Origin of the sequence: Pseudomonas coleopterorum (assembly GCF_900105555.1) — a bacterium.
Taxonomy (GTDB): Bacteria; Pseudomonadota; Gammaproteobacteria; order Pseudomonadales; family Pseudomonadaceae; genus Aquipseudomonas; species Aquipseudomonas coleopterorum.
This window is the reverse complement of record NZ_FNTZ01000001.1, coordinates 1,739,840-1,764,527: the sequence shown is the minus strand read 5'-3', so window position 1 is coordinate 1,764,527 and position 24,688 is coordinate 1,739,840. Positions and strand designations below refer to the sequence as shown.

Genomic DNA, 24,688 nt, shown 5'->3' with positions numbered 1-24,688 from the left:
GAACTTACGCCCGTTTCGCCCACTCAGTTCTGTACCTGCCTGCCCTCATCCGAGACCACTGCCTTGGCCACATCTGCCCCCTCGCGGCGTAACGCGCTGTCTCTCGACGGCCTGAATTTCTTCCTGGCCGATGTCCGTGACGGGCTCGGGCCGTATCTGGCGATCTACCTGCTGGCCGTGCACAAATGGGATCCTGGCAGCATCGGCCTGGTGATGACCCTGGCGGGGCTGGCGGCGCTGCTGACCCAGACACCGGCGGGCGCGCTGATCGACAGGACCCGACGCAAGCGCGCGGTGGTCGTGGCCGCCGCCCTGCTGGTCACTGCCAGCTGCGTGGTCCTGCCGTTCATCACCTCGTTCGGCCTGGTCGCCGCCACCCAGGCACTGGGCGCCATCGCAGGCTCGGTGTTTGCACCGGCCATCGCCGCCATTTCCCTGGGCATCACCGGCCCGAAGGCGTTCACCCGCCGTACCGGGCGCAACGAAACCTTCAACCATGCCGGCAACGCTTTCGCGGCCTTGCTCGCGGGTGGTTTTGCCTACCTGTTCGGGCCGGTCGCGGTGTTCTATCTCATGGCCGCCATGGCGCTGGCCAGCGTGGTGGCGGTGAGCTGCGTGAAAGCGGACGCCATCGATCACGACGTCGCGCGCGGGCTGGAAGCACATCACCAGGACGGACACGATCAACCCTCAGGTTTCAAAGTGCTGCTCGGCAACCGCGCGCTGCTGGTATTCGCGGTCAGTTGTGCGCTGTTCCACCTGGCCAATGCGGCCATGCTGCCGCTGGTCAGTCAGAAGCTTTCACAGATCGACCTGAGCATGGCCACGCCGCTGACCTCGGCCTGCATCGTCGCCGCGCAACTGGTGATGGTCCCTGCCGCCCTGCTGGTGGGTGCGCGGGCCGATCAATGGGGCCGCAAGCCGTTGCTGCTGGCAGGTTTCCTGATTCTGCCGATTCGCGGCGTGCTCTATACGTTTTCCAATGACCCTTACTGGCTGGTCGGCGTGCAATTGCTCGACGGCATCGGTGCCGGCCTGTTCGGCGCACTGTTTCCACTGGTCGTAAAAGACCTCACCCACGGCACCGGGCGCTTCAATGTCAGCCTGGGCGCGCTGACCACCGCATTCGGCCTGGGTGCCGCACTGAGTAACGGTCTGGCCGGTTTCGTCGTGCAGGTAGCCGGTTACAGCGCAGCCTTCCTCACCCTGGCCGGGGTCGCCGGCGCGGCCTTCCTCCTGCTGCTCACCGCCATGCCGGAAACCCTGCGCCGCGACACCGAAGAGGAAGCCGTACCTTGCCCCACGCCAGTCTGATCATCTGGGGCATCAGCCTCCTCGCCACCTTGGGCATCATCACCCGCCCCCTGCGGATTCCCGAATACGTCTGGGCACTGGCGGCAGCGATCGGGCTGGTTGCCGCTGGCCTGATCGCCTGGTCGGCGGCTCTGGCCGCAGTGCTCAAGGGCACCGATGTCTATCTATTCTTGGTGGGCATGATGCTGCTGGCCGAACTGGCCAGGCGCGAGGGATTGTTCGACTGGCTGGCGACCGTTGCCGCCCGCCAGGCCCGTGGCAGCGCGCAGCGTCTGTTCGATCTGGTGTTCGCGGTGGGCACGCTGGTGACCATCTTTCTGTCCAACGACGCCACGGCCGTGGTGCTGACGCCAGCGGTGTATGCAGCCACACGGGCAGCCAAGGTCAACCCGCTGCCGTATCTGTTCGTCTGTGCGTTCATCGCCAATGCTGCCAGTTTCGTGCTGCCGATTTCCAACCCGGCCAACCTGGTGATATTCGGCGAGCACATGCCACCGTTGCTGGCGTGGCTGGCCATGTTCAGCCTGCCGTCGCTGGCGGCCATCGGCATGACCTACCTGGTCCTGCGCCTGACCCAGCGGCGGCATTTGCAGCAGCGCCTGGAACTGATCGAAGAACTGCCCCACCTGAGTATGGGCGCACGGCTTACAGCCGCCGGGCTGGGCGTCACGGCCGTGGTACTGCTGACCGTATCGGCGCTGGACGAAGCCCTGGGCTTGCCGACCTTCCTGGCGGCCTTCGCCACCCTTGCGCTGGTGCACCTGTACCAGCGCAGCAATCCCTGGCCGGTCTGCAAGGGCGTGGCCTGGGGCGTGCTGCCATTGGTGGCCGGACTGTTCGTGCTGGTGGAGGGCATCGGCCAGACCGGCGTGACCGCACACTTGGCCAGTTGGCTGGAGCAGGCGGCGAAGCAGGCGCCGGAACAGGCTCATTGGTGGGCTGGAATACTGGTCGCCATAGCCTGCAATATCGGCAACAACCTGCCGGTCGGCCTGCTCAGCGGATCCATCAACGAGCTGGGCCATCTGCCGCCCAATGTCACCGGCGCGCTGGTGGTCGGCGTGGACCTGGGCCCCAACCTGTCGGTCACCGGCTCCCTGGCGACCTTGCTGTGGTTGATCGCGATACGCCGCGAAGGGGTGCAGATCAGCGCCTGGGCCTTTCTCAAGCTGGGCGCCGTGGTCATGCCCCCGGCCCTCATCGCCGCGTTGTGGTTGCTGTGAGGGCTACCTGAAAGGCGTCCTTCAGAACTTCACGCTGGCCGTCAGCCGCGCCGTGCGCAGCGCACCCTCTTCCACCTGCAGGGTGCTGCTGCCGGTAGTGGCCGGGTAGTACTCCTTGTTGAACAGGTTATCGATGTTCAACTGCAGACGCGTCTCGTAGCCCTGAGTCGGCAGATCCCATCGCACGAAAGCGTCTGCCAGGGTGTAGCTGTCCATCCAGAAGCTGTTGGCGTTGTCTCCCGCCCGCTCGCCCACGTAGCGCGCACCAGCGCCCACATGCCATTGACCGGTCTGTGCCGGCAAGGCCAGATGGTGGGTCAGGTACAGGCTGGCCGTGTGCATCGGTGCATTGGGCAGACGATTGCCCTCCTGCTCGGGCGCCTCGGCGTTCTTCAGCACTTCGGTATGGCTGTAGGCGTAGGTGCCGATCATGCTCCAGTTCTGCGCGATCTCGCCGGTCACATCCAGCTCGATACCCCGTGAGCGGGCTTTGCCGACGGCTTCGTCGAGGCTGTCGCCATTGCTCTGCAGCACGCTGTTGACCAGGTTCTTCTTCTCGATGTCATAGACCGCCAGGTTCACGTTCAGCGCCGCGGTCGGGGTGTACTTGATCCCCGCCTCATAGCTGCGACCCTCGGTCGGCTTGAAGCTGTTACCCGCGTCGTCGGCGTCGTTGGGCACGAAAGAGCGGCTGTAGTTGGCATACAGCGCCACTGTGTCACTGGGCTGATAGACGATCCCGCCGAACGGAATGAATTCATCGCCATTGGAGTCCGCACCGGGTGCGTACGAGCGGCCCAGACCCTGGTCGCTGTACTGGTCCCAATGGGCCTGACGGCCACCGAACACCAGGATCCAGCGGTCGTTCAAGTGCCAGTTGTCCTTGAAGTACAGCGAGGTGGTGACCAGATTGTTCTCGGCATTGCTCTGCGCCGCACTGACCGTGGTCGGTTCGGCCAGACGGCCATAAACGGGGTTGCGGATGTCGATGTTGCCGGCGGCGGTGTTGGCGTTGCGGTAGGTCTTGCCGCGGTATTTGTCCAGCGACTCGTTGTCCAGGCCCACCACGATTTCATGGCGCTGGCCGAACAGCTGCTGATCGCCGATCAGATCCAGCGCGGTATAGCGGCTTTCGTAGTCGTAATGGCCGCCGTTGGCGATGCGTCGCAGCGTATTGCCGTTGAGGGTATTGGGTTGGGCGATGGCGAGGCTGTAACGGTCCTCGGTCCAGCCGTAGGTCAGGCGGCTGCGCCAGGCATCGCTCAACTGGTACTCGAACTTGGCGGTGGTGCTCTGGCTGATGCCGACCGTCTTGGCCCAGTGCTCGTCGAGGCGGTCACGGTAGCTGATGTCGGCCGGTCGGCCGCCGACGAACACGGTGCCGCGATCGAAGGGACTGGCATAGTCGTTGTAGGTGTAGGCCAGCGAAGCACTGGCGCGTTCGCCGACCCAGGTGATCGACGGCGCGATCAGCGTATGTTCGTCGGTTCCGTAATTGCGCCAGTAATCCTCATGACTGCGCTCGGCCACCAGTCGGTAGGCCAGGTCGGTGTCACCCAGCGGGCCGGTGGTGTCCATCGACAGCGAACCGCCGCCCTCGCTGAAGCCCGAGGCGCTGAGGGTCGTGCTGCGGGTGAACTGGGGCTGCTTGCTGACGACGTTGATGACCCCGCCCGGTTCCAGTGCGCCATACATCAGCGACGCCGGGCCCTTGAGCACCTCGACATGATCGGTGGTCGCGCCCAGGTTGCGGCCGATGGCCGAGCGGATACCGTCGCGCAGGATGGAGTTGTCGTCGTTGCTGCCAAAGCCGCGCTTGATCAGCGCATCCTTGGTGCCGCCCAGGGTGTTGGTCTGGGTGACGCCGCTGACGAAGCGCATGGCGTCGTTGAGATCCTTGACCTGGTAGTCGTCCAGCGTCCTGGCGGTGACCGCATTGACGGTTTGCGCTTCGTCGCGATTCTGCGTGGCGCTCTTGCTCGCCGTTTCCCCACGGGCCTGGGTGTAGCTGTCGGCGCCGTCAGCTTCGCCGGTGGCCTGGATGACACTGGAAGGCAACTCTGTGGCTGCGATGGCGAGGCCAGGCAGGACTGAGCACAACAGCACCCACGAAGGGGCCCGATTCAACGACTTGACCACGCATGTAACTCCGTACTGGATGAAAGACGCGAATGCGTCCCATCTGTATTGTACGGGTTGCCGTGATCATTTGCCGAGCCCGTTGAACCATTTCGAACATTTTACAGACGGAAGCGGCTCACCAGATCGTTGAACGAGGTGGCCAGGCGCGACAGATCCTGGGTCGATGCGCTGGTCTGATGGGCACCGGCCGCGGTCTGCGTGGACAGATCCTGAATGTTGATCAGGTTGCGGTCCACTTCACGGGCCACATTGGCCTGCTCTTCGCAGGCGCTGGCGATCACTAGGTTGCGGTCATTGATCTGCGCGATCCCGGTGGCGATGGATTGCAACGCCTCGCCGGTGGCCTTGGCCAGCACTTGGGTATCGCCCACCAGCCCCTGACTCTTGCCCATGGCCGCCACCGCCTGATCCGCACGCGAACGTACCGCCCCGATCATGCTTTCGATCTCGCCCGTCGAAGACTGGGTCCGTGCAGCCAGGGCCCGGACTTCGTCGGCAACCACGGCAAAACCGCGTCCCTGCTCGCCGGCACGGGCCGCTTCGATGGCCGCGTTGAGGGCCAACAGGTTGGTCTGCTCGGCGATCCCGCGGATCACATCGAGCACCTTGCCGATATCGCGCACCTGCACCGCCAGGTCTTCGACGATGGTGGTCGACGACTGGATCTCGACCGTGGCGTTGTTCACCGCATCCACGGCATTGCGCGCCTGCACAAGACCGTCTGTGGCCTGGCTGCTGGCGGTCTTCGAAGCTTCGGAGGTGGAAATGGCATTGCGTGCAACTTCTTCCACCGCCGAAGTCATCTCGGTCACGGCCGTGGCCGCCTGCTGAATCTCGTCGTTCTGGCGCAGCAGCCCGCGACTGCCGTCTTCGGTGACCGCATTCAGTTCTTCCGCAGCCGAAGCGAGCTGATTCGACGCGTCAGCGATCTGGTGAATGGTCGCCTTGAGGCCTTCCTGCATCTCGCCCAGCGCCGTGAGCAACTGCCCGGTCTCGTCGCGCGCCGCGCTGCCGATGCTGTGGGTCAGGTCACCCTTGGCGATCAACTGGGCGCTGGCCACTGCCGTGGCGATGGGCCGGCTGATCAAGCGGCTGATGAACAGCCCCAGTGCCAGGGCAGCCAGAAAGGCCAAGGCGATGCCGATGTACAGCACGGTGATTGCCGCCTGTTCCTGCTCTTCGGCGTCGCGTGCGCCTTCGGCGATCTGCCGGTTGTTCGACTCGACCATGATGGTCAACTCGTCCATGACCGTACGATAGGCCTGCTGGATCTCGCCGGACATGAGCGCGCGCGCTCCCTGGACGTTACCGGAATCGAGAACGGTCAGCACTTTCTGGATCTGCGCCTGATAGATCGGCCAGTCGCGTTCCATCTGGTCGCCAGCGGCACGCTCGTCGTCCGCCAGCGGCGTCTTGCGATAGATCGCGAAGGCCTTCTCGCTGTCCGCCTGATTGGTGGTCATGGCCTGGCGGATGGTGTCCTTGACGCTCTGCGAGTCATTTTCCGCGTGGGCGGCTATCAGAGCGTAGAGATCCTTGAGTTGCGCAATCGCCTTGCTCTTGGCTTCGGCTGTTTTGGAGACAGACACAAGGTTGTTGGCAAACACGTTTTTCAGGCTGTCTGACAGCTGACTGATCCCGCGTGCGCCTAGCACGCCCACGGCCAGCGTGATGAAGGCGCACAGCCCGAAGGCTACGAGCATTTTGGTGGATAACTTTGCATCGCGCAGCCACGTCATACGAAAATCCTGTCAGTTCGACCGAAAGCGCCGCGGAGTAGGCGCCTTGCATAAGGTCATGGGCGTTATGAGCGGTCTATCGGCGCGCACCCTCGAAGCTTGAATGACGTTCGTCGCTTAGCCCATCGCACACACCCGGCCAGGTTTACGGCGACCAAATGCACACGAATGCCGATCAGCGGTGGGAACACTTATGGAATAATGGCTGTCTGACATCACTCCATCCTCCACCTGGCCCTGCGAGGCCACCATGACCGATCTACACCGCCGAAATCCGTGCCGCCTGCCCACGCTTCTGCTGCTCAGTCTGCTTACCGTGGTGGGTCTTTCCATGCTCTGGGAATTCCACCTCGAAGCCTCCGTCATGCATTGGCTGAACCTGCCCTACGACGGTGATTTCGAAGACGCCGAACGCTGGCGCTTCGTCCTGACGGCCTCGGGCTTTTCGATGCTGTCCCTGATCCTCCCCACCGTTGTGCTCAAGCGCCTGGTGGTCAATACGCAATCGAGCTATCGGCGCCTGCAAATCATCCAGGCGCAGACCGAGACCCTGGCCAAGTACGACGCCCTCAGTGGGCTGATCAATCGACGCGTATTCATGGACGTCCTGCATAAACATTTGGACGAAAGTCGGCCCGTGGCGATCTTGCTGATCGACCTGGACCATTTCAAGGCCATCAACGATCAGCACGGTCACTCGGCGGGAGACAGCGTGTTGGTGGAGATCGCTCATCGACTGCAGGGCATTGCCGCAATCCACGCGGGCACGGCCGCGCGCCTGGGCGGGGACGAATTCTGCCTGATGTTCCAGGGCCACCGGGAAGAAAGCGAACTCAGCGAAATCGCCGAGCTGACGGTGCGCTGGCTGAGCGAGCCGGTACTCGAAGCTACGCTGCGCGGGCGCCTGGGCGCGACCATCGGCATTTCCCGTTCATGGATGGACGCCAGGGAAGCCTCGTCCCTGTTGCATTGCGCAGACACCGCCATGTACCGGGGAAAAAACACCGGTCGCTCGACGTTCAATTTCTACGACAACGATTACGAGCGGCTGATGCGCGCTCAAGCCGATCTGGATCTGGCGCTCAAGCAAGCGGTCGACCGAGAAGAAATCGTGCCGTTCTTCCAGCCCATCGTCACCCTGCCCTCACAGCAGATCGTGGGTTTCGAGGTCCTTGCACGCTGGCTCAAGCCCGATGGCAGCACCGGCATGCCCGGGGATTTCATACCGATCCTGGAGCGTCTGGGGCTGATTCCGGCGATGACGCGCTCGCTGGTCAGGCAAGCCTGTCGAGCGGCCAGCCGCTGGGATGACCACCTGCATCTGTCGCTGAACGTCAGTGCGACGATGATCACCGACGAGCTGTTTCCGGATCACCTCTTCGATCAACTCAAACAGGAGAACTTCCCGTTCGAGCGATTCGAAGTCGAGATCACCGAAGAAGCGCTGGTGGGCAACCTGGAAGCAGCCCAGCGCAACCTCAGCAAACTGCACGGGCATGGCATCAGCGTCGCGTTGGATGACTTCGGGATCGGCTACTCTGGCCTGTATCATCTGACGCGGCTGTCCATCGACAAGATCAAGATCGACCGTTCCTTCTTCGAAGCCGGAAACATCGACCATCTGCCCATGGTCGAGGCCATCCTGGGGATGGCACGCAGCCTGAACATGAAGGTGACGGCCGAGGGCATCGAGGATTTCCACCAACCCTACCTGCCCAAATGGCTGGCGGAAAACGGCTGCCACTATGCTCAGGGCTACCTATATGGGTATCCGCAGGCAGGCAGCACGATAGCGACTGCCGTTCCCGGGCCTTCGATCGCCTGCGTCGCGGCTCAGAACTGAACCCGGCGACCCGTCACCGGGTAGCTGGGGTCGGTGTACCCGGGCGTCGAGCTGTGGCCTGCCACGACCAGGCCATCGACGAACGCCTCGTCTTCCTCGGTGAACCGGTACTGCAACGCTGGCACATAGTCCCGCCATTGTTCCTCGGTGCGCGGGCCGGCGATCGTCGAGCTGATCAACCGATTGTTCAGCACCCACGCCAAGGCAAACTGCCCCGAGGTAATCCCTCGCGCCTGGGCGTGATCCTTGATTCGCTGGGCCAGGTCGAGCGACTCGGGACGCCATTCGGTCTGGTGCAGCCGCGGATCACTGCGTCCGGCCCGCGTGTCGCTGCCGGGCTCGGCGCCGGGCTCGTACTTGGCGGTCAGCACGCCGCGCGCCAATGGGCTATAGGAAACCACACCGATACCGTAATGCTCGGCCGCTGGCAGATGCTCGCTCTCGATCTGCCGATTGGCCAGGTTGTACAACGGCTGGCTGACGGTGGGCCGCTCGACGTTCAGCAGGTCTGCAACACGGCAGAATTCGGCAAGCTTCCAGCTGCTGTGGTTCGACAACCCGTAGCCCCGAATCTTGCCGGCACGTATCAGATCGGCCAAGGCACGCACCGTTTCCTCGACCGGGGTGAACGGGTCTTCGCGGTGCACGTAATACAGATCCAGATAGTCGGTCTGCAAACGACGCAGGCTGCCTTCCACCGACTCGACCACACTGTGCCGCGATGCCCCGCGTCCATTCGGCCCCTGGACGCCCGGGTTGGGATTGACGAACTTGCTCGACAACACCCAGCGCGAACGCTGCCCGGCGATCAGCTTGCCCACTGTGATTTCCGAGGCGCCATCGTTGTAGTTGTTCGCCGTGTCGATGGCGTTGATGCCCTGCTCCAGCGCATCGTCGACGATGCGCTTGGCAGTGGCGTCGTCGGTCTGGCCGCCGAACATCATGGTGCCCAGGGTGATTTCGGAAACCTGAAGACCATGACGGCCCAGGCGGCGGTATCTGACGTCACTCACAGGTACATTCCTCCATTGACGGGAATAGCCATCGCGATGGCCCGGTTCCTCGATGCTGGCCTATCCCAGGCGATCCATCAAGCGCGAAGCCTATCGCCAGCATCGACAAATACTATTGAAGTTCAGTGGGGCATGGCCGATAGACTGGTTACAACCCTATCAGAACGCCGTGCTCATCGATTGGCCAGGACGCCAAAACAACGATAGAGCCTTTGGAGCAGCTCATGGCCGCCACCCACCTCAAGGAAATGCAAGCTGACGTACAAGACGCCGCACTCCAGTTGGAGATGCTGTATCAGATGCTCAGCGGACACGCCCTCTTCCTGCGCAGCCGCAACATAGACCACCTGATCGACGACGTGCTGCTGATCGAAAACCAGGCAGGTGCTCTGGCACTGTCGATCCAGGACTTGAAAGGTGCAGCATTGAGAATGGGCAAAGCCGCGTAACTTCGACGCCCATTCTCTGCACTCATCATTTATTCCATTCAGTGCTTTCTAGAGAGCCTTTGGTGATTATCCAGACATAAGCGTCAGTGCTACTGTCGGTCCCATAACGATCAGCAGTTGCGTGACTTCATATGCCTAACTACCTGGATGCCCACCACCGACACTCCATCCTGCAATTGCAGGCCACCTGGACCGCGCGCAGCGAGTGGCCTACGTGGCTGTTGCTGCTGGGTATCACCGGCGGCTGGTGGACGGTGATCACTCTGACCCCTTCCATCGGGCGTCTGCTGACCCTGCTGCTGTTGATCCCCCTCATCACGCTGTGGATGTCGCTGCAGCATGAACTGCTCCACGGGCATCCCACACGCTGGCGCACCGTGAACAAGTTGCTGGGCTACGCGCCGCTGGCCATCTGGTACCCCTACACGCTGTATCGCGACAGCCATCTGGCCCATCACCGTGATGAAACCATCACCGTGCCGCAGCACGACCCTGAAAGCCGCTACCTCGATGCCCAGACCTGGTCGGGCAGCGCCGGGCTGGGGCGAGCGCTGCATTGGCTGAACAAAACCCTGCTCGGCCGTCTGAGCGTGGGCCCGGCGCTGGCGCTGGCCGGGCTGGCCAAGGATCAGTGCGCACGGCTGGTGCGCGGTGACAGGCAGGCCTGGCTGATGTGGACGACCCACCTGGCGTGCGTGGCGGTACTGTTCTGGTTCATCACCCGTCACGGCGTGCCCGTGATCGACTACCTGCTGGCCAGCGTGCTTGCACTTGCGTTGTCCATGGTCCGTTCCTATTACGAACATCGTCCCGCCGATGCCCCCGAGCAGCGCTCGGTGCTCAACGAAGCGGGCTGGCCGTGGCGCTGGCTGTTCCTCAATCTCAATCTGCACCTGGTTCATCATGACCTGCCGGGGTTGCCTTGGTACTACCTGCCCCGGGTCTACCGCGAGCGGCGGGCCGATTGGCTGCAACGCAGTGGGCATTTTCTGGTCAATGGCTACAGCGAACTGTTCCGCAACTATGCCGTGCGCCCCGTGGACAGCCCCCTGCACCCGCGCAGCGCCAGCGCCTGAACATGAGTCGTGAAGTGATCGCCGAACTGTCGATGTACCCCGCACCCACCGCCGTCGGGGGCGCCTACCAGCGCTGGCTGGAAGAAACCCTGCAGTTGCTGGGTATTCAACGACGGGACAACTGGCAGGGCTCCCTGCAAGAGCTCTGGCTGCATCCGCAACTGGTGCTCGCGCAAACCTGCGGTTTCCCGCTGGTCACAGAGCTCAAGAAACGAGTCCGCGTTGTGGGCCGACCTTGTTTCAAGCTGCCCCACGCATCGACGGGACAGCACTGCAGCCTGTTGATCGTTCGCCATGATGACTCACGCCTGACCCTCCCCGAGTTCTTCAATTGCCGCGGTGCCTACAACAGCATCGACTCCAACAGCGGCATGAACCTGTTGCGCCACGCGCTCATTGCCCATGTGCGCGACGGTCGATTCTTCAAGCACCTCGAAGCGACCGGCAGCCATCGCCAGAGCATCGCCCACGTGGCGCTGGATCAAGCCGACCTGGCTGCCGTCGACAGCGTGACGTTCGCCTACCTGGCTCGGCATGCACCGAGCGAGGTGGCGGGCGTGCGCGTGCTGGCCCGTACCGCCGATGCGCCGACCCTGCCGTTCATCACCGGCTTTCAGGGCCCGGAGCCGGAATCGATCAGAGCGGCGATGAACGCCGCCCTGGCCAATTTGCCCGAGGTGGCCGAGGTGCTGGGCATCGTGACGGTCGAGGAAACCGCCCTGGAGGATTACGACGTATTGCTGGGGTATCGGGAAGCAGCTCGGCAGGCGATCACTCAGCAGGAACTGTGGTGAGCATCCTCGCCGTGGCGCTGACTTCGTGCCTGCATCGCTATTCAGGACGGTGATGCGCTGGTCCCGCCGTTGTCACAGCCTCATCACCCACAGGAGGATGAGCCCGTGAAAATGATTCAAGCAGGCGTGCTCAACGTCTCCTACCGGGACCTTGGCCCAGCCGATGGGCCCGCGGTCGTGCTGTTGCATGGCTTCCCCTACGACATCCGCGCCTACGACGCGGTGGCCGAACGGATCACCGCTGCCGGTTGCCGATGCATCGTCCCCTACCTGCGCGGATACGGCGGCACGCAGTTTATCGCTGCCAACACGCCTCGCTCGGGTGAGCAGGCGGCCTTGGGGGCGGACCTGCTGGCATTGTTGGATGCTTTGAACATTCCACAGGCTGTACTTGCCGGCTACGACTGGGGCGGCCGCGCCGCATGTGTGGTGTCCGCCCTATGGCCCGAGCGCGTCGCGGGACTGGTCAGTTGCGAGCCGGGCTACAACATCCAGGACATTGCCCATGCGACCCGCCCCGCCGCCCCGGAAGCCGAGCATCGCTTGTGGTATCAGTACTACCTGCACGGCGCCCGTGGCTACGCCGGCCTTGAAGCCAATCGGGATGCCTTCTGCAAGCTGCTGTGGCACCTATGGTCGCCGACCTGGGCATTCACCGATGAGGTGTTTTCGGCCTCGGCGCAGTCGTTCCACACCCCCGACTTCGTCGACGTGGTCACGCACTCCTATCGCCATCGCTTCGGACTGGTCGACGGCGATCCGCAGTACGCCGCCATCGAACAGAGACTGGCGAAGCAACCGGTCATCGCCGTGCCGACGGTCATCCTGGCCGGGGCCAGCGACGGTGTCACTCCGGTTCAGGATGAGCAGCAGGCGCTACGACGATTCAGCGGCCCTGTTCGTCGGACGATTCTCGAAGGCGTGGGCCACAACGTCCCGCAGGAGGCACCGGATGAGTTTGCTCGGGCGGTGTTGAGCCTGGTGGGGATTTGAAGAACCGGCCGTTCTGCGTACCCGGCAGTTGGCGCCAGGAGTGCCTTCACTCATGAGCGTGCGCAGCGGCGCCATCATGGGCTCGACCGCCGCGCTGCCCGCTGATCACATCATAAGCATGCTCGCACGCCTGACCGGCTATTCGGGCGCGGTCATAAGCCTTCGCCAAGTCTCCCGCTCGCGCATCAGCGCGCTCGAGCAATTGGGAGAGCACCAGGGCGGCGCGGGCGGCTGACGGGCCTCGGTCGGCAGCGCCGGCAGTGCTGGCGCAGGTACCAGCGTTGGCGGCAAGCGTTCCGGCCTGGATGCGCAAGCGGTCACCAGAAGCATCGAGACCAACAGCATCGGCATTGGCAGCAGCGATTTCCTTTCTTGCATCGATTCCTACCTGATTGGCTTCGCGCTGGAAGCGTTGCTCATCGTCGCGAGCGGCCTGGACGGCTCGCACCTGTTCGACCTGCTGGGCGGCCACGGCCTGCGCCCACTGTGCGTCTCTGGCAGCATGGGTGGCCGTCACCCCATGGCGGTAGGCGCCATACAGCGCGGTGGCGCCCAGCCCCAGCACGATGACGAGCCGGACTTGCGCTACCCCTGACATCACGTAACGCCCAGAAACAGCGCTCGCTCGGCGGCGCGACGCCTGACCAGGCCAGGCAGGACCTTCCCGCCGGCACTCACCCACCGGCTGAACTGCTCGGCTGCGCCAGCGGCATCGCCCGCATTCAACCGATGCAGCAGGGTCGATTCGGCAAAGCTGGCTTCGCCGACGTTGTACGTGAACGACACCAGTGCATCGAATTGCCCTTGGTCGAGTGGCACGATCACCTGCCGCTCCACAGCCCGCTCGAATCGAACGAGATCCTCGCCCAGCATTCGCTCAGCCTGGGCCTCGGTGATGACACTGTCAGGGGTAACGCCCGATGTACTGCCGTATCCGATCGTCCAGGGCGGCCCGCCAGTGCCAGGGTCCGGATACGCCTCAAGTCTCAAACCCTCAGCGGACTTGATCAAAGCGATGCCTTTTGCGGATGTCTTCATGTGTTCCTCCAGACGAAAAAAAACCCGCACGCGGCGGGATAGGAGATGTGAGCGGTGAGGTGCGATACGCGCCATTGCGCTTGTGTCCATCAAACCGAGCCACCGAGCTGTGATCGCAGTCGAGCGATCTCGGCACTTTGCGTAGTGACCTTGTCCGTGAGCTGAGCGACCTGCCCGGTGAGGGCCTCTATCTTGCCTTCCATGCGGCCCACTGCAGCGGCAAGTGCATTGCGTTCCTTGGCGAATTGATCGGCGCGGGCGTCGGATTCCCTGCGGGCCATGCGTTCGGCGTCGAGCAATTCCGTGAGCCGGCGGACGGTATCGATATCGGCTTTGTCCATTGCCCTATCGGTGGCATCCCTGGACAGGAACTTGCGCAGCCAGAGAAATCCGCCCAGCAATACGGTGCCCGTCCCGCCCAGCCACGCGGCTGTGCCCGGGCCGAGGTCGTTAGGGTCCATAAGTGCTCCGGTAAGTTTGAAGTGGGATACAAACGCTCTTTCCAAAAAAGCGTTTGATGGGGTTGCGAGCCGGTCGAGACACGTTGTCTCCCGGCCTCGCTGAAATAGGGTGTGACGCTTGCTGTTGCGCAAGGATGTCGCGGATGCCTTCGTTATGGCAGCAGCATCCGCGACCTCCAAGACCGTCAGGCGTGGGTAGTGGTCAGTTTATAAAACAGCGCTTCGGATTGGTTGGCGTCCTCCACGGTGCTGGTAGCAGTGGAGTTGTTGTAGACACCGGCCTTGAAGTAGAACAGCGGCGCCGTGCTCTGTTGCAGCCACAGCGCCAGATCCCCGGCAAAGTTCTCGCGCACCTCGCCCACTTGAACATAGGCGGTGAGTTCCCCGGTCGAACTGACTTTGACGTAGTACTGGATCCGGGCACCCTTCGCGATGCCTTTGAACAGATCACTGTTGACAGGATCCTTGGCCGGGTCTGCGCGGAAGGAGGCCACCACCTTGTAAGTCGTCGCAGGCGCGCGCTCTTTTTCGTAGGTGAATTTGAAAAGCGGGCTCTCGCCATTGTCGACATGGATCTGGCCGATGTATACCGAGCCTTCTCGCGTGTCTACCTTGTCGGGAACACTGTTGACGACCAGCGACGCACCCATGGCATGGGTGCCGCCGGTAGCTTCCCAGTTCCACTCCTGATTGGTGCCGGGCTTGTATTCCCGGAACTCGCTACGGGTCTTGGTGGATCGTGCGGTGGTGAAACCATTGACCGGCGCCGTGAACCGCAGGTAGCTGTCGGTGATCTCGAAGTACTTGTTGCCGGTGATAGCCGCTACTTGCGAGGGCGTGTAGGTCTTGGCCGAGTCGCCGTCAGCTTCGGGGGTGGTCAGGGACCAGTGAAGATCGATTGGGGAAGTTGCCATGTGAAGTCACCTTTGAGTTGAGTTTGATGCGGAGGATTCCGCTTTCGTGTCGCTCACAGGCGATCGCTCGAGGCTCGTGGCCTTCACATGATTCAACGTCCCGCAGCGGGTACATTTGATCTGGAGCTCAGTGAACTCGCCCATGCGGGCAAGCAGTCGTTTGCATTTACCGCATCGGCAGTCTTTCAACATCTGCTAAGTCCTTTGATTTCAGCTACGTTGCACGCCGCGGCTGGGCCATTGGAGGTGGCAAGCGTGCAGGCGGGTCCTTTGCGAGTTACGGCGCCCGCGAACGCAACGCTTCATTTTTGCGAAGTGCAGAAACGCGAAAGCCCCGAAATGTTCGGGGCTCTCAGGTTTCTGTCAGGCATAAAAAAACCCGACGCTAGGTCGGGTCTTTAAAGTGATTTTCTTGGAGCAAGGTTATGAAGACGAAATGCTCAAGATGGGAAAATGATGCCTGAGCGCCGACAAAAGATCAAGCAACTTCTTTCATGGCAGCGATTGTTTTTGCAACGGGCGTCAACGCAGCCTTATCCAGTTGGCTGCAGGCATCGAAACAGCGATCGACGAAACTTCCCCAGTCCCTGGCCCACTGATCACCCACCAGTCGCACCCCTGAAGTTTCCAGAATGTACTCGCGCATCTTCTCCACTGTTGGTAGAGGGTCGATCCCCTCCCCCTGCCCGCCCTGGTTCAGACGCTTGTAGCGCAACAGCACCACTTGAGCCACATACCGCGCCTTCTCCAACTTGCGCGCCGTCATCTTCGGGCCGGCGGCATAAGCGATGTGCAGCACGCGCTCCTGCGCCTCTTCTTGCTCATCGATATCGCTGAGCGGACTGTACAGATGGTTGCCAAAGGCCTGCAGATAACCCGGCAGTGTTGCGATCGCCTGCTGGATCCGCGCCGAGATCGACTGGTGCATCGCGTGCCGGCTGTTGATCGACTTCGCGGTCTTTTGCACCGAGCAGCCCAGACGGCCGATCTGTTCGAAGTGCGCACCTTGGCGGTCCCATGGGCTATACAAAGCGTCGTGCCAGGCTGACCGGGCGTTGTTGAGTTGCATCATGCTGTGCTCTCCTTGAATTCGCCGCAGTCAGTCATTACGAAATGCTCCGCTTGCCCACTGTCGCCATCAGCAGCTCGCGGGCCTGAGTACCGTCCGCTGGAATACCCTGCTGAATCATCCTCGCCTGCACCTGACGATCGGCGTGTTCATCAGCACGCTGCAGCTTGGTCTTGCGCCGCTCCTGGTCAATCTGGATCACGGCTTCCATGGGGCGGCCCGCCTGCGCGCGCAGCAGGATGACCGCATAGTGACGGTCGAAGCGCTGGCGCAGGCCTTTATCGTCCGGCCTGGCCCCACGCAGATCGAACAAACCGGTGGCCCTGGCCGCCAGATGGACGCCCTCATGGCTGTAAGTGCCCATCAGCACTTCGATCCACGCCTCCATCGCCGACGGCATGCCCAGGCATTCGGGGCCTGGCCTGCACATGGCGATGAACTCACCCACGCTTGGTGCGAACGGCTTCTGCGCCTTGCGGCAGTTCTGGATACCGAACTCGATCTGCTCCAGCGAACGGATACCCTGCGCCGCGAACCCCTGGATCCACTCTTCCTTCGCCGCGTTCAGTGCCTCGGTCGATGGCCACGCCTGGCGCCAGGCCGGGAAGATTCCGCGCAGCTTGCGAAACAGTGCATTGACGACTGCGGTGGTTTCGGCCGAAACCGGCACAGCCTGGACCGTCTCGACCGCAGGCAGATTGTGAGCGGATGCCAGCAACTGATTCACTGATTTCATGCCTTCACCATCAGCCCTTCGGCCCACGAAGTGTCATCGAAATCAGGCTCGCTGGCCTTGCGCAACGGGAACGGATGGACGCTCGCGCCGGTGGCCGCATCGCGCTTGATCCACTTCACCAGCAGACTCACCCAGGCCAGCGGCGTCTCGAAACGGCCAGAGGCGGCGTAGTGACAGACGAACGCACCGATGGCCTCATGCGTGAACAGCGCCTCGGCCAGACCCATGCGTTTGGCGAAGGCGGCCAGCAAGCGCGGGTCGGGCTTCCACTCGAGGCTCATCTGGCAAGCCGCTGTGGGATCGACTGATTCAGGGGGATGTTCAACGCCCGCGCCGAGCGAGTTGTGTTGATCTTCTCCTGTTCCATTCCCTTCCCTTCCGGCGTCGAGCGGTCGACGACCGCTCGACGATTCGTCGTAGAGCGCCGCGGGAAAAGGCGGATGCCTGAAGTTCTTTTTCTCGATCTTCTGATGCTTCCAGCCCATGACATGCAAGTACTGCTTGCCCTCGACGGTGTAGCGACGCGTCAGATGGGCGCCTTCCAGCTCGCCCAACAGTTCGCTGACCTCATCGCTGGTCATGTCATCGCCGGGAAACACGAGCGCCTTGATCGTCCTGGGTGACAGCGGATGGTTGCCGCCGTCGTCGCAGAAATTCCAAAGACCAATGAACAGCAGACGGGCCAATGGGCGGCAGGACATGACCTGCTCGCTCGACCAGAACTCGGGTTTGACGGTGCGGATACGGGCCATTTACTGACTCTCCCTGTAAATATATGCACACAATAATGCACTGGTGCATACTTGTAAACAGAGTGCATCCTTGATGTATGCACCGCCTGAAGCGAGGATTGCACTCATGCATAAAACTATCGATAAAATTCTGGCCGAGCTGATGGCTCGCGAAGGACTGAACCAGGCCAGGCTTTCAGCCCTGACGAAGGTCGGTCAGCCCACGATCTCGCGAATACTCAAGCCCAACGGCCCCAAGGGAATCAAGAACCCGACCGACACCCAGGTGCGGCCGATCGCCGATCACTTTCGGATCAGCACCGATCAATTGAGAGGCTATGCGCCACTGGATGCTGCCGCGACCCAGGACTCGGCAGCACAGGCCGAGCCGGCTTCGGCCATAGCGCTGGTGAAGGACATGCTGGCGCGCGCTTCCAAACTGCCGGAAGGCTTGAAGCAAAGGATTCTTGCCACTGCCGAGCATGGAGACAACGTCATCACGGTCGATTTCTCGCGCCCTGGCCAGATCGGGGATGAGGTGTGGATTGCCCATTACGACGTGCGCGCCGCCATGGGTGGCGGGCAGATTCCCCATGAATACCCGGAAATGCTCCAGGACATCAGGGTCAGCCCGCAGCACCTTCGCGAGATGGGGGTCAGGTTCAAGGAGCACTTTCATCTGAAGATGATCACCGGCTGGGGCCAGTCGATGGCGCCGACGATCAAGGATCGCGATCCCCTGCTGGTGGATGTGACGATTCGCGAGTTCACCGGCGACGGCATCTACCTTTTCTCCCACGATGAGATGCTCTATGTGAAGCGTCTTCAGAAGAAAGGCAAGGATCGGTTCAAGATGATCTCGGACAACGAGCATCACGACCCGGAAGAAATCCGCGTAGACGATACGCACATCCTGGCCCGGGTGTTGTACGTGTGGAATGGGCAGCCCGTTTGACGGGCGGCTGAAGCTCAATAAAGGCAGGCGCTATCTGTACATTCACATTCAGAATGGCGCCGATCTGGAGTCGGAGGCCCAGGGATCCGTTTCCACCTGGCTATCCTGCTCCCATTCATCCACGCCCGGCCGGCCTTTCTTCTCGGGCTCCTCCCACCGGACCGTTACGCTACCGTCATCATTGTGCGACAACTCCAGTTCGTCGGTATCCGCCAGTATGCCCAGCACCTCGTGCCATTCCCTGTCGCCATCGCTGTCCAGCCTGGCAATAGTCACCCATCGCTGAAGTTGGGCGATCGGATGATTGATCATTTCGGACACGCGCAAGCTCAGGCGCTCCATCCCTGTCAATCCTTGGCGCTCCTCGTGCGCCGCCTCCACGTGCCCCACCATACCGCCCCCTGAAGCTGTATGCATATCCAGTAGTAGGCGGAAGCATAACGAGGGCTGCGGGAAATGGGAACCCTGCGTTGTGGGATTTTTCCTTCAAGCATGCAGGGGTCGGATGATGCACCGGCGCATGCCCGCACGAGCGGCATCCTTCGGGCAGCACTGCAGCATTAGCTGTCTGGACCGCTCATCCAATGGCAAGGAAAGCCTTGCCCAGCATCAGCAGGCTCACGCAGACGCAGAGCACAGAAAACATTTGCTGCAAAAGCCGTGCAGGCAGGTTCGGCGCCGCAAGGCGACCACCAATCATCCCGACCAGTGCCGATACGGTGAACAAGGCGCCTGCCGATGAAAACGTAACCCCCTGGCTGAACAGATGGCCCAAGGTGCCCAGCGAGACCAGCGTGACGACCATCAACGAGGTGGCGACCACACCGTGCATGCGCACATCGCTGAACTTTCGAAAGGCGGGGACGATGAGAAATCCTCCCCCCACGCCCAACAGGCCGGTCAGAAATCCCGACGCTGCGCCAATCGAGGCGAGGGTGGCCAGGCAGCGGGCATTCCAGTCGAGTCGGCCCGTGGCAGGATCGAGCATGCAGTTACGCTGCAACGTGCCTTGCGCTTCGCTGTCTGCCCTGGCCTGCAGGTACATCCGACAAGCCACCACCAGCATGACTGCGGCGAACAAGATCATCAGCACTGTGCCAGGGACTCGCGCGGCGGCGTAAAGTCCCAGCGGCGCAACCAACCAGCCTACGGCGGCCATGGTGGCTGCCGCCTTGTAGCGCACCAGGCCTTGGCGCAGCCCCTGCATCGCGCCGATCAGCGCCGCGCTGCCGACCGCAAGCAAGGCGACGGGCGTGGCCTGGGTCACCGACCAACCCAGCCCCAGAGTCAGCGCCGGAATCGCCAGGATGCCACCACCTGCGCCGGTGAGCCCCAGCACCAGGCCCACGCAGGCCCCCAGCAGGAACGTCAGCATCCGCTCACTTCGAGGCGCAGTCGGTGAACCACTCGCGCCCCTTGAGCATGCCGTTCCAATAGAACCATGGCAGCAACCGCGCCTTGAGGAACCACGCCGACCTACGCGGTATGGTCGGGTCCATGGGAAACGTCGGCAGCAGTTTCCCGCCGTAGCCGAATTCGGCCAATATGACCTTGCCCTTCTCGACGGTAAGCGGACACGAACCGTAACCGTCGTAACGACGAGGCAGTTCAAGGCCCTTGCGCAATGCAATGAGGTTTTCTGCAACCACCACAACCTGCTTGCGGGCTGCCGCAGCAGTCTTGGCGTTGCTGGTGCCGCAGACATCGCCTGCGGCGAAGATTTCCGGATAGCGCGGATGCTGCAAGGTCGCCGGGTCGACCTCGAACCAGCCTGCCTTGTCGGCCAGTTCGCTGCGACGAATCACATCCGGCGCTTGTTGGGGTGGCACGACGTGCAGGACATCGAAACGCTTCTGCACACGGGTCACATTGCCGTGCGCGTCCGTGACATCGAACCAGGCGGTCTTGCCGGGACCATCGACCTTGACCAGATTGGACTGAAAGGCCAGTGCTGCGCCGTACGCTTCGACGTACTTCATCAGCGGGGCGACGAATGTGGCAACCCCGAACAACGCAGGCCCCGCCAGGTTGAATTCCACGGAAATCGACTTCAGCACGCCCTCCTTGCGCCAGTGATCGCAGGACAGGTACATCGCCTTCTGCGGTGCGCCTGCGCATTTGATCGGCATCGCTGGCTGGCTGAACAAGACGTTCCCGCTGCGCAGAGCGCGCACCAGTTCCCAGGTGTAGGGCGCCAGGTCGTGTCGGTAGTTCGAGGTCACCCCATGCTTGCCAAGGGTGTCTTCGAGACCCTCGATTTTCTCCCAGGCCAGCTGCAGGCCGGGGCAGACGATGAGCTGCTGGTAACCCAGCTCGGTACCATCGCTGAGCAACACACGCTGACGGCCGGGCGCGAAGGCCGATACCGACGCCTTGATCCAGTGCGCGCCCTGGGGAATGACGCTGGCCATTGGACGCAAGGTGTCATCGATGTTGTAGGCGCCCCCGCCCACGAGCGTCCAGGCGGGCTGGTAGTAATGCTCGCTGGCGGGCTCGACGATCGCAACGCGTAGCGACGCATCCCGCTTGAGCAGACTGGCCGCGGCAGCGATGCCGGCAGAACCACCGCCCATGATCACGACCTCGTACTGCCGGGTTTCAGGGCTGCCCTTGGTTGCCAGCTCGTAGAGTCTGGCGGATCGATTGCCGGTACGGCAGTAGGCAAGAATGGGCTTGGGCAGCCGCCCCAGCAGTGCCTTCAGCGCTTGACCCTGCGCATCGGTTGCACCGGAGCTGGCCACAGGCAGATAGTGAAATTCCAACCCTGAAGCGAGGGCCGTGCGCTCCATGGCCAGATGATCGGGTTGCTCCGCCCCACCCTCTTGATCCGGACGATTGCAGATCACGCTGGCGAAGCCTTGCGCCCGCACCTGCGGCAGATCACCCGGCTCGAGCTGGCCCGCCACCGAGAACCCTGCATCTATACGCTTTACCACTTGCTCCATTGCAAACTCCAGGCATGTACGCTGTATGAGGGTGCAGAGGCTTACTTCTTGAGCGCCTGGCCGCAGTACAGGCCCGACAGCGTCTGCATCAACGAGACCACTTCGAAGCTGGCCAACGAGTAGTAGATGTACTTACCCATCCTGCGCGTGTTGACCATGCCCTCGTCACGCAGCACGCCCAACTGCTGCGACAACGTCGGCTGCCTGATCCCGGACAATGCCTCCAACTCTCCCACGTTGCGCTCGCCCTGCGTCAGTTGGCACAGCAACAACAGACGGTCCTCATTGGCCAACGCCTTGAGCAAGGCACACGCCTTGGAGGCTGAATCGCGCAGCAGACCGATTTCCTCGGCAGACAATTGAGCAGACATGGCAAGCCCCGACGGTGGAAGATCGACAGTCTACGATTGGATAGTATATCTTTCAATATAGTGTAATGACGTGCATTGAAGGAGGCTGCCAATGGCTGCGCAGATCGAAGGTTTCTACGACACCGCCACGGCAACCGTGAGCTATGTCGTTTTCGAGGCTCCGGGAGGACCTTGCGCGATTGTCGACCCGGTGCTGGATTACGATGCCAAGGCCGGACGCATCCACACCGACAACGCAGACCGTATCATCGCGTTCGTGAACGAGCACCGGCTGCAGGTGCAGTGGCTGCTGGAAACCCACGCGCATGCGGATCATCTCTCCGCCAGTGCCTACCTCAGGGATGCACTTGGCGGCCAGATCGGCATCGGTGCGCAGATCACTGCGGTGCAGAAAGTGTTTCGCGACATCTACAACCTCGAACCCAGTTTCCTGCCCGATGGTTCGCAGTTCGACAGGCTGTTCGAGGCCGACGAGACGTTTCACATCGGCGCGATCCCGGTGAAAGTTCTGCATGTACCTGGACACACGCCGGCGGACATCGCCTATCAGGTCGACGACTCACATGTCCTCGTCGGCGATACGCTGTTCATGCCTGATGTGGGCACCGCCCGATGCGACTTTCCGGGCGGGGATGCCGAACAAATGTACGGATCGATCAAACGCCTGCTGAGCCTGCCCCTACACACCCGACTGTACATGTGCCACGACTACCCTCCCGCTGGCAGAGAGGCGTGCTGGACAACCACCGTGGCCGAGCAGCGGGAGAAGAACATCCACGTCAGCGACGCTGCGGATCTGGCGTCGTTCGTGCGCATGCGCACAGCGCGTGATGCCACCCTGTCGGTTCCTGCGCTGTTGTTGCCGGCGATACAGGTGAACATCCGGGCCGGGAATCTTCCGCCTGCGGATGAGAGCGGGTTGTGCAGCTTGAAGATTCCGGTGAACAGGTTTTGAAAATGGCAGGAAGAGGAAGTGCCAGGCTTTAGTGAGATCCCTGCTCTGTCGCTACACCTGTACAAGCTCGCCGGAGAGGACGGACAGAAGATCGCCGGCCACGCCAGCGAAGAGATGACGCGTACCTGCAAGTGAAACCATGCGGACGTGGTCTGGTCGGAGGTCCAAGCAGACTTGGATATCAGCGGTATTGCGAGATAGTTTTGCGCATTTTTTTACGCAGGCACAAAAAAGCCACTTTCAGGAAGTGGCTTAATTGTCTGATTTTACTCAGGAATAAATGGTCGGGACGGAGTGATTCGAACACTCGACCCCTTGCACCCCATGCGTGCAGACAGCTCTAAACCCCTGTAAATAGGCACTTTTCCTTGGCGCTCGCTGCAACCGAATGCTCATAGGTGCTCACAGGGTTTCATGAGAGTCACGCAAAAGTCACGCAGCACCTCACGCATCCTTCCTCGGGCGTTCTGCCCAACTCTATCCCAAATTCCTGCACCACCAAGACTGCGCATAGAGGCAACCTCCCTCTTCCTCCAGGCCGCTCAGAACGAACCCGTTCGGCGCCATCCATGACAGCACCGCCTCATGCAGCAGCGGCAGCTCACTCGGCCCGATTGAATTCACCCCTCGGACACTGGCCGTCTTCGATGTCCGGCCCAGGGCCTGGCACATCTCGTCGTTGATCCGCAGATCGCCAACCGCCGGCGGAAGCGCCCGTACCTCGGCCGCATCAATCGGCTTCCCCTGTAGCATCCTGCGGGTGACCTGGCACCTCATGGTTCGACGCCATGCTGGCGTACGCTGTGGGTGACGACGCCCCAAACGGTGAACTCGTCGCCTTCCATGATGAAGCGGTGGTGGCCCGTACCTTCAGACCTCAGCACGGGCATGCCCCGGACATAATCCAGGCGCTTCACCATCGGCTCTTGGTTCACCACGCCGATCACCACCTGGCCCTGCTTCACTTCTGCACCCTTGTCGACGATCAGCAGATCACCATCGAAGATCCCCGCGCGGGTCATGCTGTCCCCGGCCACGCGAACCAGATAAGTTCCGGGCGCGCGGATGCACAGCAGGTCATCAAGGGAGATGTTGAGGGCTTCGGATTGGAATGGGCTTTCCATGGCATGGCTCGAACACTGTACAGATGAACAGTATTCTTGCACCAGCCAGCCGGGCTTTGCAATCCTGCAACGAGGAACGGCTCTGGCGACTATCATTACTCCAGAAGAACGGAGGCGGATATCGACACGCCGGGATGGCTGAATCTGACACCCAAGCCCAGTGACGTAGACACCTGGACCAAGTTCCGATCTGTGCACGATGACCCCTTCCCGCACATCCGCTGCAGAAGCTGTGATGGGTGGCAGCAGCTCGTCGACTCAACCCAACCATTCCTGCGCAACCCCTACTGCAAGCTGACGGGCGGTCAGAGCAAATTCCCTTGGCTTGATCTACTGTGAATTGTGGAGAGAACTCGCGCTGATCCAGCCGATTGATACTGAAATTAAATAAGCTTAATTAAATTAAACTTTAAAAGGATTTAACCATGCCTGCAAAGTTCACTAACGTTGTCATTGATGGCGCAAACATTGGAATATCTGTTTCGCATGGCACTGAGGTTGTTTTCGACGGAGGAAGAATATCGGCTAGGGAGATTGGATATCAAGAGCGTGAGCCTGTGTCACTTTTCGAACACATTGCTCTACCTAAAGACACACCGCCGGATGCTTTGATTGATGCACTGTCGCTCTTAAAATCGAAAGGCGAAAGATCTGATGAAGAAAAAGTAAATTTAATAAAAACATCAAAGCTTAAAGATTACCTTCAAAACAGCTCAAATCTTTCGAGTACGATAAGCAACATAATCCAGCTCTCAGCTAGCCCTTCATACCTAAGTGTTATTTCCTGGCTTAGGTCGCTTTAG

Annotated in this window: 26 protein-coding genes; 10 read left to right on the top strand and 16 right to left on the bottom strand. The window is 61.5% G+C overall.

The window, feature by feature from the left end:
- Positions 1-63 precede the first annotated feature (63 nt).
- Positions 64-1,314: an MFS transporter gene (locus BLV18_RS08000; RefSeq protein WP_090357575.1), complete on the top strand. Its 1,251-nt coding sequence runs from the start codon at positions 64-66 to the stop codon at positions 1,312-1,314.
- The gene (locus BLV18_RS07995) at positions 1,296-2,537 is read left to right on the top strand and encodes an arsenic transporter (RefSeq protein ID WP_090357573.1); all 1,242 of its coding nucleotides are present in this window, start codon (positions 1,296-1,298) and stop codon (positions 2,535-2,537) included. Before BLV18_RS08000 ends, BLV18_RS07995 begins: the two co-directional genes overlap by 19 nt.
- Positions 2,538-2,558: 21 nt before the next feature.
- Here BLV18_RS07995 and BLV18_RS07990 read toward each other — a convergent pair whose 3' ends face one another.
- Positions 2,559-4,643 carry a TonB-dependent siderophore receptor gene (locus BLV18_RS07990; protein WP_425272646.1) on the bottom strand — a complete coding sequence of 695 codons (2,085 nt, stop codon included), beginning with the start codon at positions 4,641-4,643 and terminating at the stop codon, positions 2,559-2,561.
- Positions 4,644-4,777: 134 nt separating this feature from the next.
- Positions 4,778-6,418: a methyl-accepting chemotaxis protein gene (locus BLV18_RS07985; RefSeq protein ID WP_090357568.1), complete on the bottom strand. Its 1,641-nt coding sequence runs from the start codon at positions 6,416-6,418 to the stop codon at positions 4,778-4,780.
- 250 nt (positions 6,419-6,668) lie between these two features.
- Here BLV18_RS07985 and BLV18_RS07980 point away from each other — a divergent pair, with 250 nt between their 5' ends.
- Complete coding sequence (locus BLV18_RS07980) at positions 6,669-8,261, top strand: putative bifunctional diguanylate cyclase/phosphodiesterase (protein WP_090357565.1); 1,593 nt, start codon at positions 6,669-6,671, stop codon at positions 8,259-8,261.
- On the opposite strand, the gene BLV18_RS07975 is transcribed toward BLV18_RS07980, so the two are convergent.
- Positions 8,252-9,274: an aldo/keto reductase gene (locus tag BLV18_RS07975; protein ID WP_090357563.1), complete on the bottom strand. Its 1,023-nt coding sequence runs from the start codon at positions 9,272-9,274 to the stop codon at positions 8,252-8,254. The genes BLV18_RS07980 and BLV18_RS07975 overlap by 10 nt on opposite strands.
- A gap of 224 nt (positions 9,275-9,498) precedes the next feature.
- On the opposite strand from BLV18_RS07975, the gene BLV18_RS07970 reads away from it, so the two are divergent.
- From BLV18_RS07970 to BLV18_RS07955, 4 genes are all read left to right on the top strand, one after another.
- Entirely contained in the window at positions 9,499-9,723 is a 225-nt protein-coding gene (locus BLV18_RS07970) for a hypothetical protein (RefSeq protein WP_090357561.1), read from the top strand.
- Positions 9,724-9,854: 131 nt separating this feature from the next.
- Positions 9,855-10,799, top strand: a complete 945-nt coding sequence (locus BLV18_RS07965) for a fatty acid desaturase (RefSeq protein WP_090357559.1) — start codon at positions 9,855-9,857, stop codon at positions 10,797-10,799.
- A gap of 2 nt (positions 10,800-10,801) precedes the next feature.
- Positions 10,802-11,593 carry a phosphate/phosphite/phosphonate ABC transporter substrate-binding protein gene (locus BLV18_RS07960; protein WP_090357558.1) on the top strand — a complete coding sequence of 264 codons (792 nt, stop codon included), beginning with the start codon at positions 10,802-10,804 and terminating at the stop codon, positions 11,591-11,593.
- A 111-nt stretch (positions 11,594-11,704) separates the two neighbouring features.
- Positions 11,705-12,586 carry an alpha/beta fold hydrolase gene (locus BLV18_RS07955; RefSeq protein WP_208598880.1) on the top strand — a complete coding sequence of 294 codons (882 nt, stop codon included), beginning with the start codon at positions 11,705-11,707 and terminating at the stop codon, positions 12,584-12,586.
- A 46-nt stretch (positions 12,587-12,632) separates the two neighbouring features.
- Here BLV18_RS07955 and BLV18_RS07950 read toward each other — a convergent pair whose 3' ends face one another.
- The 8 genes from BLV18_RS07950 to BLV18_RS07915 form a co-directional block, all read right to left on the bottom strand.
- Positions 12,633-13,184, bottom strand: coding sequence for a DUF2514 family protein (locus BLV18_RS07950; RefSeq protein ID WP_090357553.1), 552 nt, complete (start codon positions 13,182-13,184; stop codon positions 12,633-12,635).
- Positions 13,184-13,624, bottom strand: coding sequence for a lysozyme (locus BLV18_RS07945; RefSeq protein WP_090357550.1), 441 nt, complete (start codon positions 13,622-13,624; stop codon positions 13,184-13,186). The genes BLV18_RS07950 and BLV18_RS07945 overlap by 1 nt, the downstream gene beginning before the upstream one ends.
- A gap of 89 nt (positions 13,625-13,713) precedes the next feature.
- Positions 13,714-14,085, bottom strand: a complete 372-nt coding sequence (locus BLV18_RS07940; protein WP_049859186.1) for a chemotaxis protein — start codon at positions 14,083-14,085, stop codon at positions 13,714-13,716.
- A 185-nt stretch (positions 14,086-14,270) separates the two neighbouring features.
- A complete protein-coding gene (locus BLV18_RS07935; RefSeq protein ID WP_090357548.1) occupies positions 14,271-14,999 on the bottom strand; it encodes a polysaccharide lyase family 7 protein in 729 nt (242 codons plus the stop codon).
- Positions 15,000-15,005: 6 nt separating this feature from the next.
- A complete protein-coding gene (locus BLV18_RS07930) occupies positions 15,006-15,191 on the bottom strand; it encodes a Com family DNA-binding transcriptional regulator (RefSeq protein ID WP_090357545.1) in 186 nt (61 codons plus the stop codon).
- Positions 15,192-15,477: 286 nt separating this feature from the next.
- Positions 15,478-16,071, bottom strand: a complete 594-nt coding sequence (locus tag BLV18_RS07925; RefSeq protein ID WP_244156819.1) for a hypothetical protein — start codon at positions 16,069-16,071, stop codon at positions 15,478-15,480.
- A 34-nt stretch (positions 16,072-16,105) separates the two neighbouring features.
- On the bottom strand, positions 16,106-16,804 hold the full coding sequence (locus BLV18_RS07920) for a replication protein P (protein WP_090357543.1): 699 nt from the start codon (positions 16,802-16,804) through the stop codon (positions 16,106-16,108).
- On the bottom strand, positions 16,801-17,556 hold the full coding sequence (locus BLV18_RS07915) for a DnaT-like ssDNA-binding domain-containing protein (protein ID WP_090357541.1): 756 nt from the start codon (positions 17,554-17,556) through the stop codon (positions 16,801-16,803). The genes BLV18_RS07920 and BLV18_RS07915 overlap by 4 nt, the downstream gene beginning before the upstream one ends.
- A 106-nt stretch (positions 17,557-17,662) precedes the next feature.
- Here BLV18_RS07915 and BLV18_RS07910 point away from each other — a divergent pair, with 106 nt between their 5' ends.
- A complete protein-coding gene (locus BLV18_RS07910) occupies positions 17,663-18,490 on the top strand; it encodes an XRE family transcriptional regulator (RefSeq protein ID WP_090357538.1) in 828 nt (275 codons plus the stop codon).
- Between the two features lie 48 nt (positions 18,491-18,538).
- On the opposite strand, the gene BLV18_RS07905 is transcribed toward BLV18_RS07910, so the two are convergent.
- From BLV18_RS07905 to BLV18_RS07890, 4 genes are all read right to left on the bottom strand, one after another.
- A complete protein-coding gene (locus BLV18_RS07905) occupies positions 18,539-18,883 on the bottom strand; it encodes a DUF1654 domain-containing protein (protein ID WP_056843041.1) in 345 nt (114 codons plus the stop codon).
- Between the two features lie 184 nt (positions 18,884-19,067).
- Positions 19,068-19,865 (bottom strand): sulfite exporter TauE/SafE family protein, encoded by a 798-nt coding sequence (locus BLV18_RS07900; RefSeq protein WP_090357536.1) that lies wholly within the window; start codon positions 19,863-19,865, stop codon positions 19,068-19,070.
- A 4-nt stretch (positions 19,866-19,869) separates the two neighbouring features.
- Positions 19,870-21,435, bottom strand: a complete 1,566-nt coding sequence (locus tag BLV18_RS07895; protein ID WP_090357534.1) for a bifunctional protein tyrosine phosphatase family protein/NAD(P)/FAD-dependent oxidoreductase — start codon at positions 21,433-21,435, stop codon at positions 19,870-19,872.
- Positions 21,436-21,476: 41 nt separating this feature from the next.
- Complete coding sequence (locus BLV18_RS07890; RefSeq protein WP_049859180.1) at positions 21,477-21,806, bottom strand: ArsR/SmtB family transcription factor; 330 nt, start codon at positions 21,804-21,806, stop codon at positions 21,477-21,479.
- Positions 21,807-21,897: 91 nt separating this feature from the next.
- Here BLV18_RS07890 and BLV18_RS07885 point away from each other — a divergent pair, with 91 nt between their 5' ends.
- Positions 21,898-22,761, top strand: a complete 864-nt coding sequence (locus BLV18_RS07885) for an MBL fold metallo-hydrolase (protein WP_090357532.1) — start codon at positions 21,898-21,900, stop codon at positions 22,759-22,761.
- Positions 22,762-23,534: 773 nt separating this feature from the next.
- Here the strand turns inward: BLV18_RS07885 and BLV18_RS07875 are convergent.
- A complete protein-coding gene (locus tag BLV18_RS07875; protein ID WP_090357529.1) occupies positions 23,535-23,885 on the bottom strand; it encodes a LexA family protein in 351 nt (116 codons plus the stop codon).
- Positions 23,886-24,310: 425 nt separating this feature from the next.
- Here BLV18_RS07875 and BLV18_RS22210 point away from each other — a divergent pair, with 425 nt between their 5' ends.
- Positions 24,311-24,688, top strand: coding sequence for a hypothetical protein (locus BLV18_RS22210; RefSeq protein WP_139211011.1), 378 nt, complete (start codon positions 24,311-24,313; stop codon positions 24,686-24,688).

What these genes read in the sequence shown, in the direction of transcription:
- BLV18_RS07985 (WP_090357568.1), bottom strand. Translation starts at nt 6,418, where the DNA reads ATGACGTGGCTGCGCGATGCAAAGTTATCCACCAAAATGCTCGTAGCC.
- BLV18_RS07980 (WP_090357565.1), top strand. Translation starts at nt 6,669, where the DNA reads ATGACCGATCTACACCGCCGAAATCCGTGCCGCCTGCCCACGCTTCTG.
- BLV18_RS07970 (WP_090357561.1), top strand. Translation starts at nt 9,499, where the DNA reads ATGGCCGCCACCCACCTCAAGGAAATGCAAGCTGACGTACAAGACGCC.
- BLV18_RS07965 (WP_090357559.1), top strand. Translation starts at nt 9,855, where the DNA reads ATGCCTAACTACCTGGATGCCCACCACCGACACTCCATCCTGCAATTG.
- BLV18_RS07960 (WP_090357558.1), top strand. Translation starts at nt 10,802, where the DNA reads ATGAGTCGTGAAGTGATCGCCGAACTGTCGATGTACCCCGCACCCACC.
- BLV18_RS07955 (WP_208598880.1), top strand. Translation starts at nt 11,705, where the DNA reads ATGATTCAAGCAGGCGTGCTCAACGTCTCCTACCGGGACCTTGGCCCA.
- BLV18_RS07950 (WP_090357553.1), bottom strand. Translation starts at nt 13,184, where the DNA reads ATGTCAGGGGTAGCGCAAGTCCGGCTCGTCATCGTGCTGGGGCTGGGC.
- BLV18_RS07945 (WP_090357550.1), bottom strand. Translation starts at nt 13,624, where the DNA reads ATGAAGACATCCGCAAAAGGCATCGCTTTGATCAAGTCCGCTGAGGGT.
- BLV18_RS07940 (WP_049859186.1), bottom strand. Translation starts at nt 14,085, where the DNA reads ATGGACCCTAACGACCTCGGCCCGGGCACAGCCGCGTGGCTGGGCGGG.
- BLV18_RS07935 (WP_090357548.1), bottom strand. Translation starts at nt 14,999, where the DNA reads ATGGCAACTTCCCCAATCGATCTTCACTGGTCCCTGACCACCCCCGAA.
- BLV18_RS07930 (WP_090357545.1), bottom strand. Translation starts at nt 15,191, where the DNA reads ATGTTGAAAGACTGCCGATGCGGTAAATGCAAACGACTGCTTGCCCGC.
- BLV18_RS07925 (WP_244156819.1), bottom strand. Translation starts at nt 16,071, where the DNA reads ATGATGCAACTCAACAACGCCCGGTCAGCCTGGCACGACGCTTTGTAT.
- BLV18_RS07920 (WP_090357543.1), bottom strand. Translation starts at nt 16,804, where the DNA reads ATGAAATCAGTGAATCAGTTGCTGGCATCCGCTCACAATCTGCCTGCG.
- BLV18_RS07915 (WP_090357541.1), bottom strand. Translation starts at nt 17,556, where the DNA reads ATGGCCCGTATCCGCACCGTCAAACCCGAGTTCTGGTCGAGCGAGCAG.
- BLV18_RS07910 (WP_090357538.1), top strand. Translation starts at nt 17,663, where the DNA reads ATGCATAAAACTATCGATAAAATTCTGGCCGAGCTGATGGCTCGCGAA.
- BLV18_RS07905 (WP_056843041.1), bottom strand. Translation starts at nt 18,883, where the DNA reads ATGGTGGGGCACGTGGAGGCGGCGCACGAGGAGCGCCAAGGATTGACA.
- BLV18_RS07900 (WP_090357536.1), bottom strand. Translation starts at nt 19,865, where the DNA reads ATGCTGACGTTCCTGCTGGGGGCCTGCGTGGGCCTGGTGCTGGGGCTC.
- BLV18_RS07895 (WP_090357534.1), bottom strand. Translation starts at nt 21,435, where the DNA reads ATGGAGCAAGTGGTAAAGCGTATAGATGCAGGGTTCTCGGTGGCGGGC.
- BLV18_RS07890 (WP_049859180.1), bottom strand. Translation starts at nt 21,806, where the DNA reads ATGTCTGCTCAATTGTCTGCCGAGGAAATCGGTCTGCTGCGCGATTCA.
- BLV18_RS07885 (WP_090357532.1), top strand. Translation starts at nt 21,898, where the DNA reads ATGGCTGCGCAGATCGAAGGTTTCTACGACACCGCCACGGCAACCGTG.
- BLV18_RS07875 (WP_090357529.1), bottom strand. Translation starts at nt 23,885, where the DNA reads ATGGAAAGCCCATTCCAATCCGAAGCCCTCAACATCTCCCTTGATGAC.
- BLV18_RS22210 (WP_139211011.1), top strand. Translation starts at nt 24,311, where the DNA reads ATGCCTGCAAAGTTCACTAACGTTGTCATTGATGGCGCAAACATTGGA.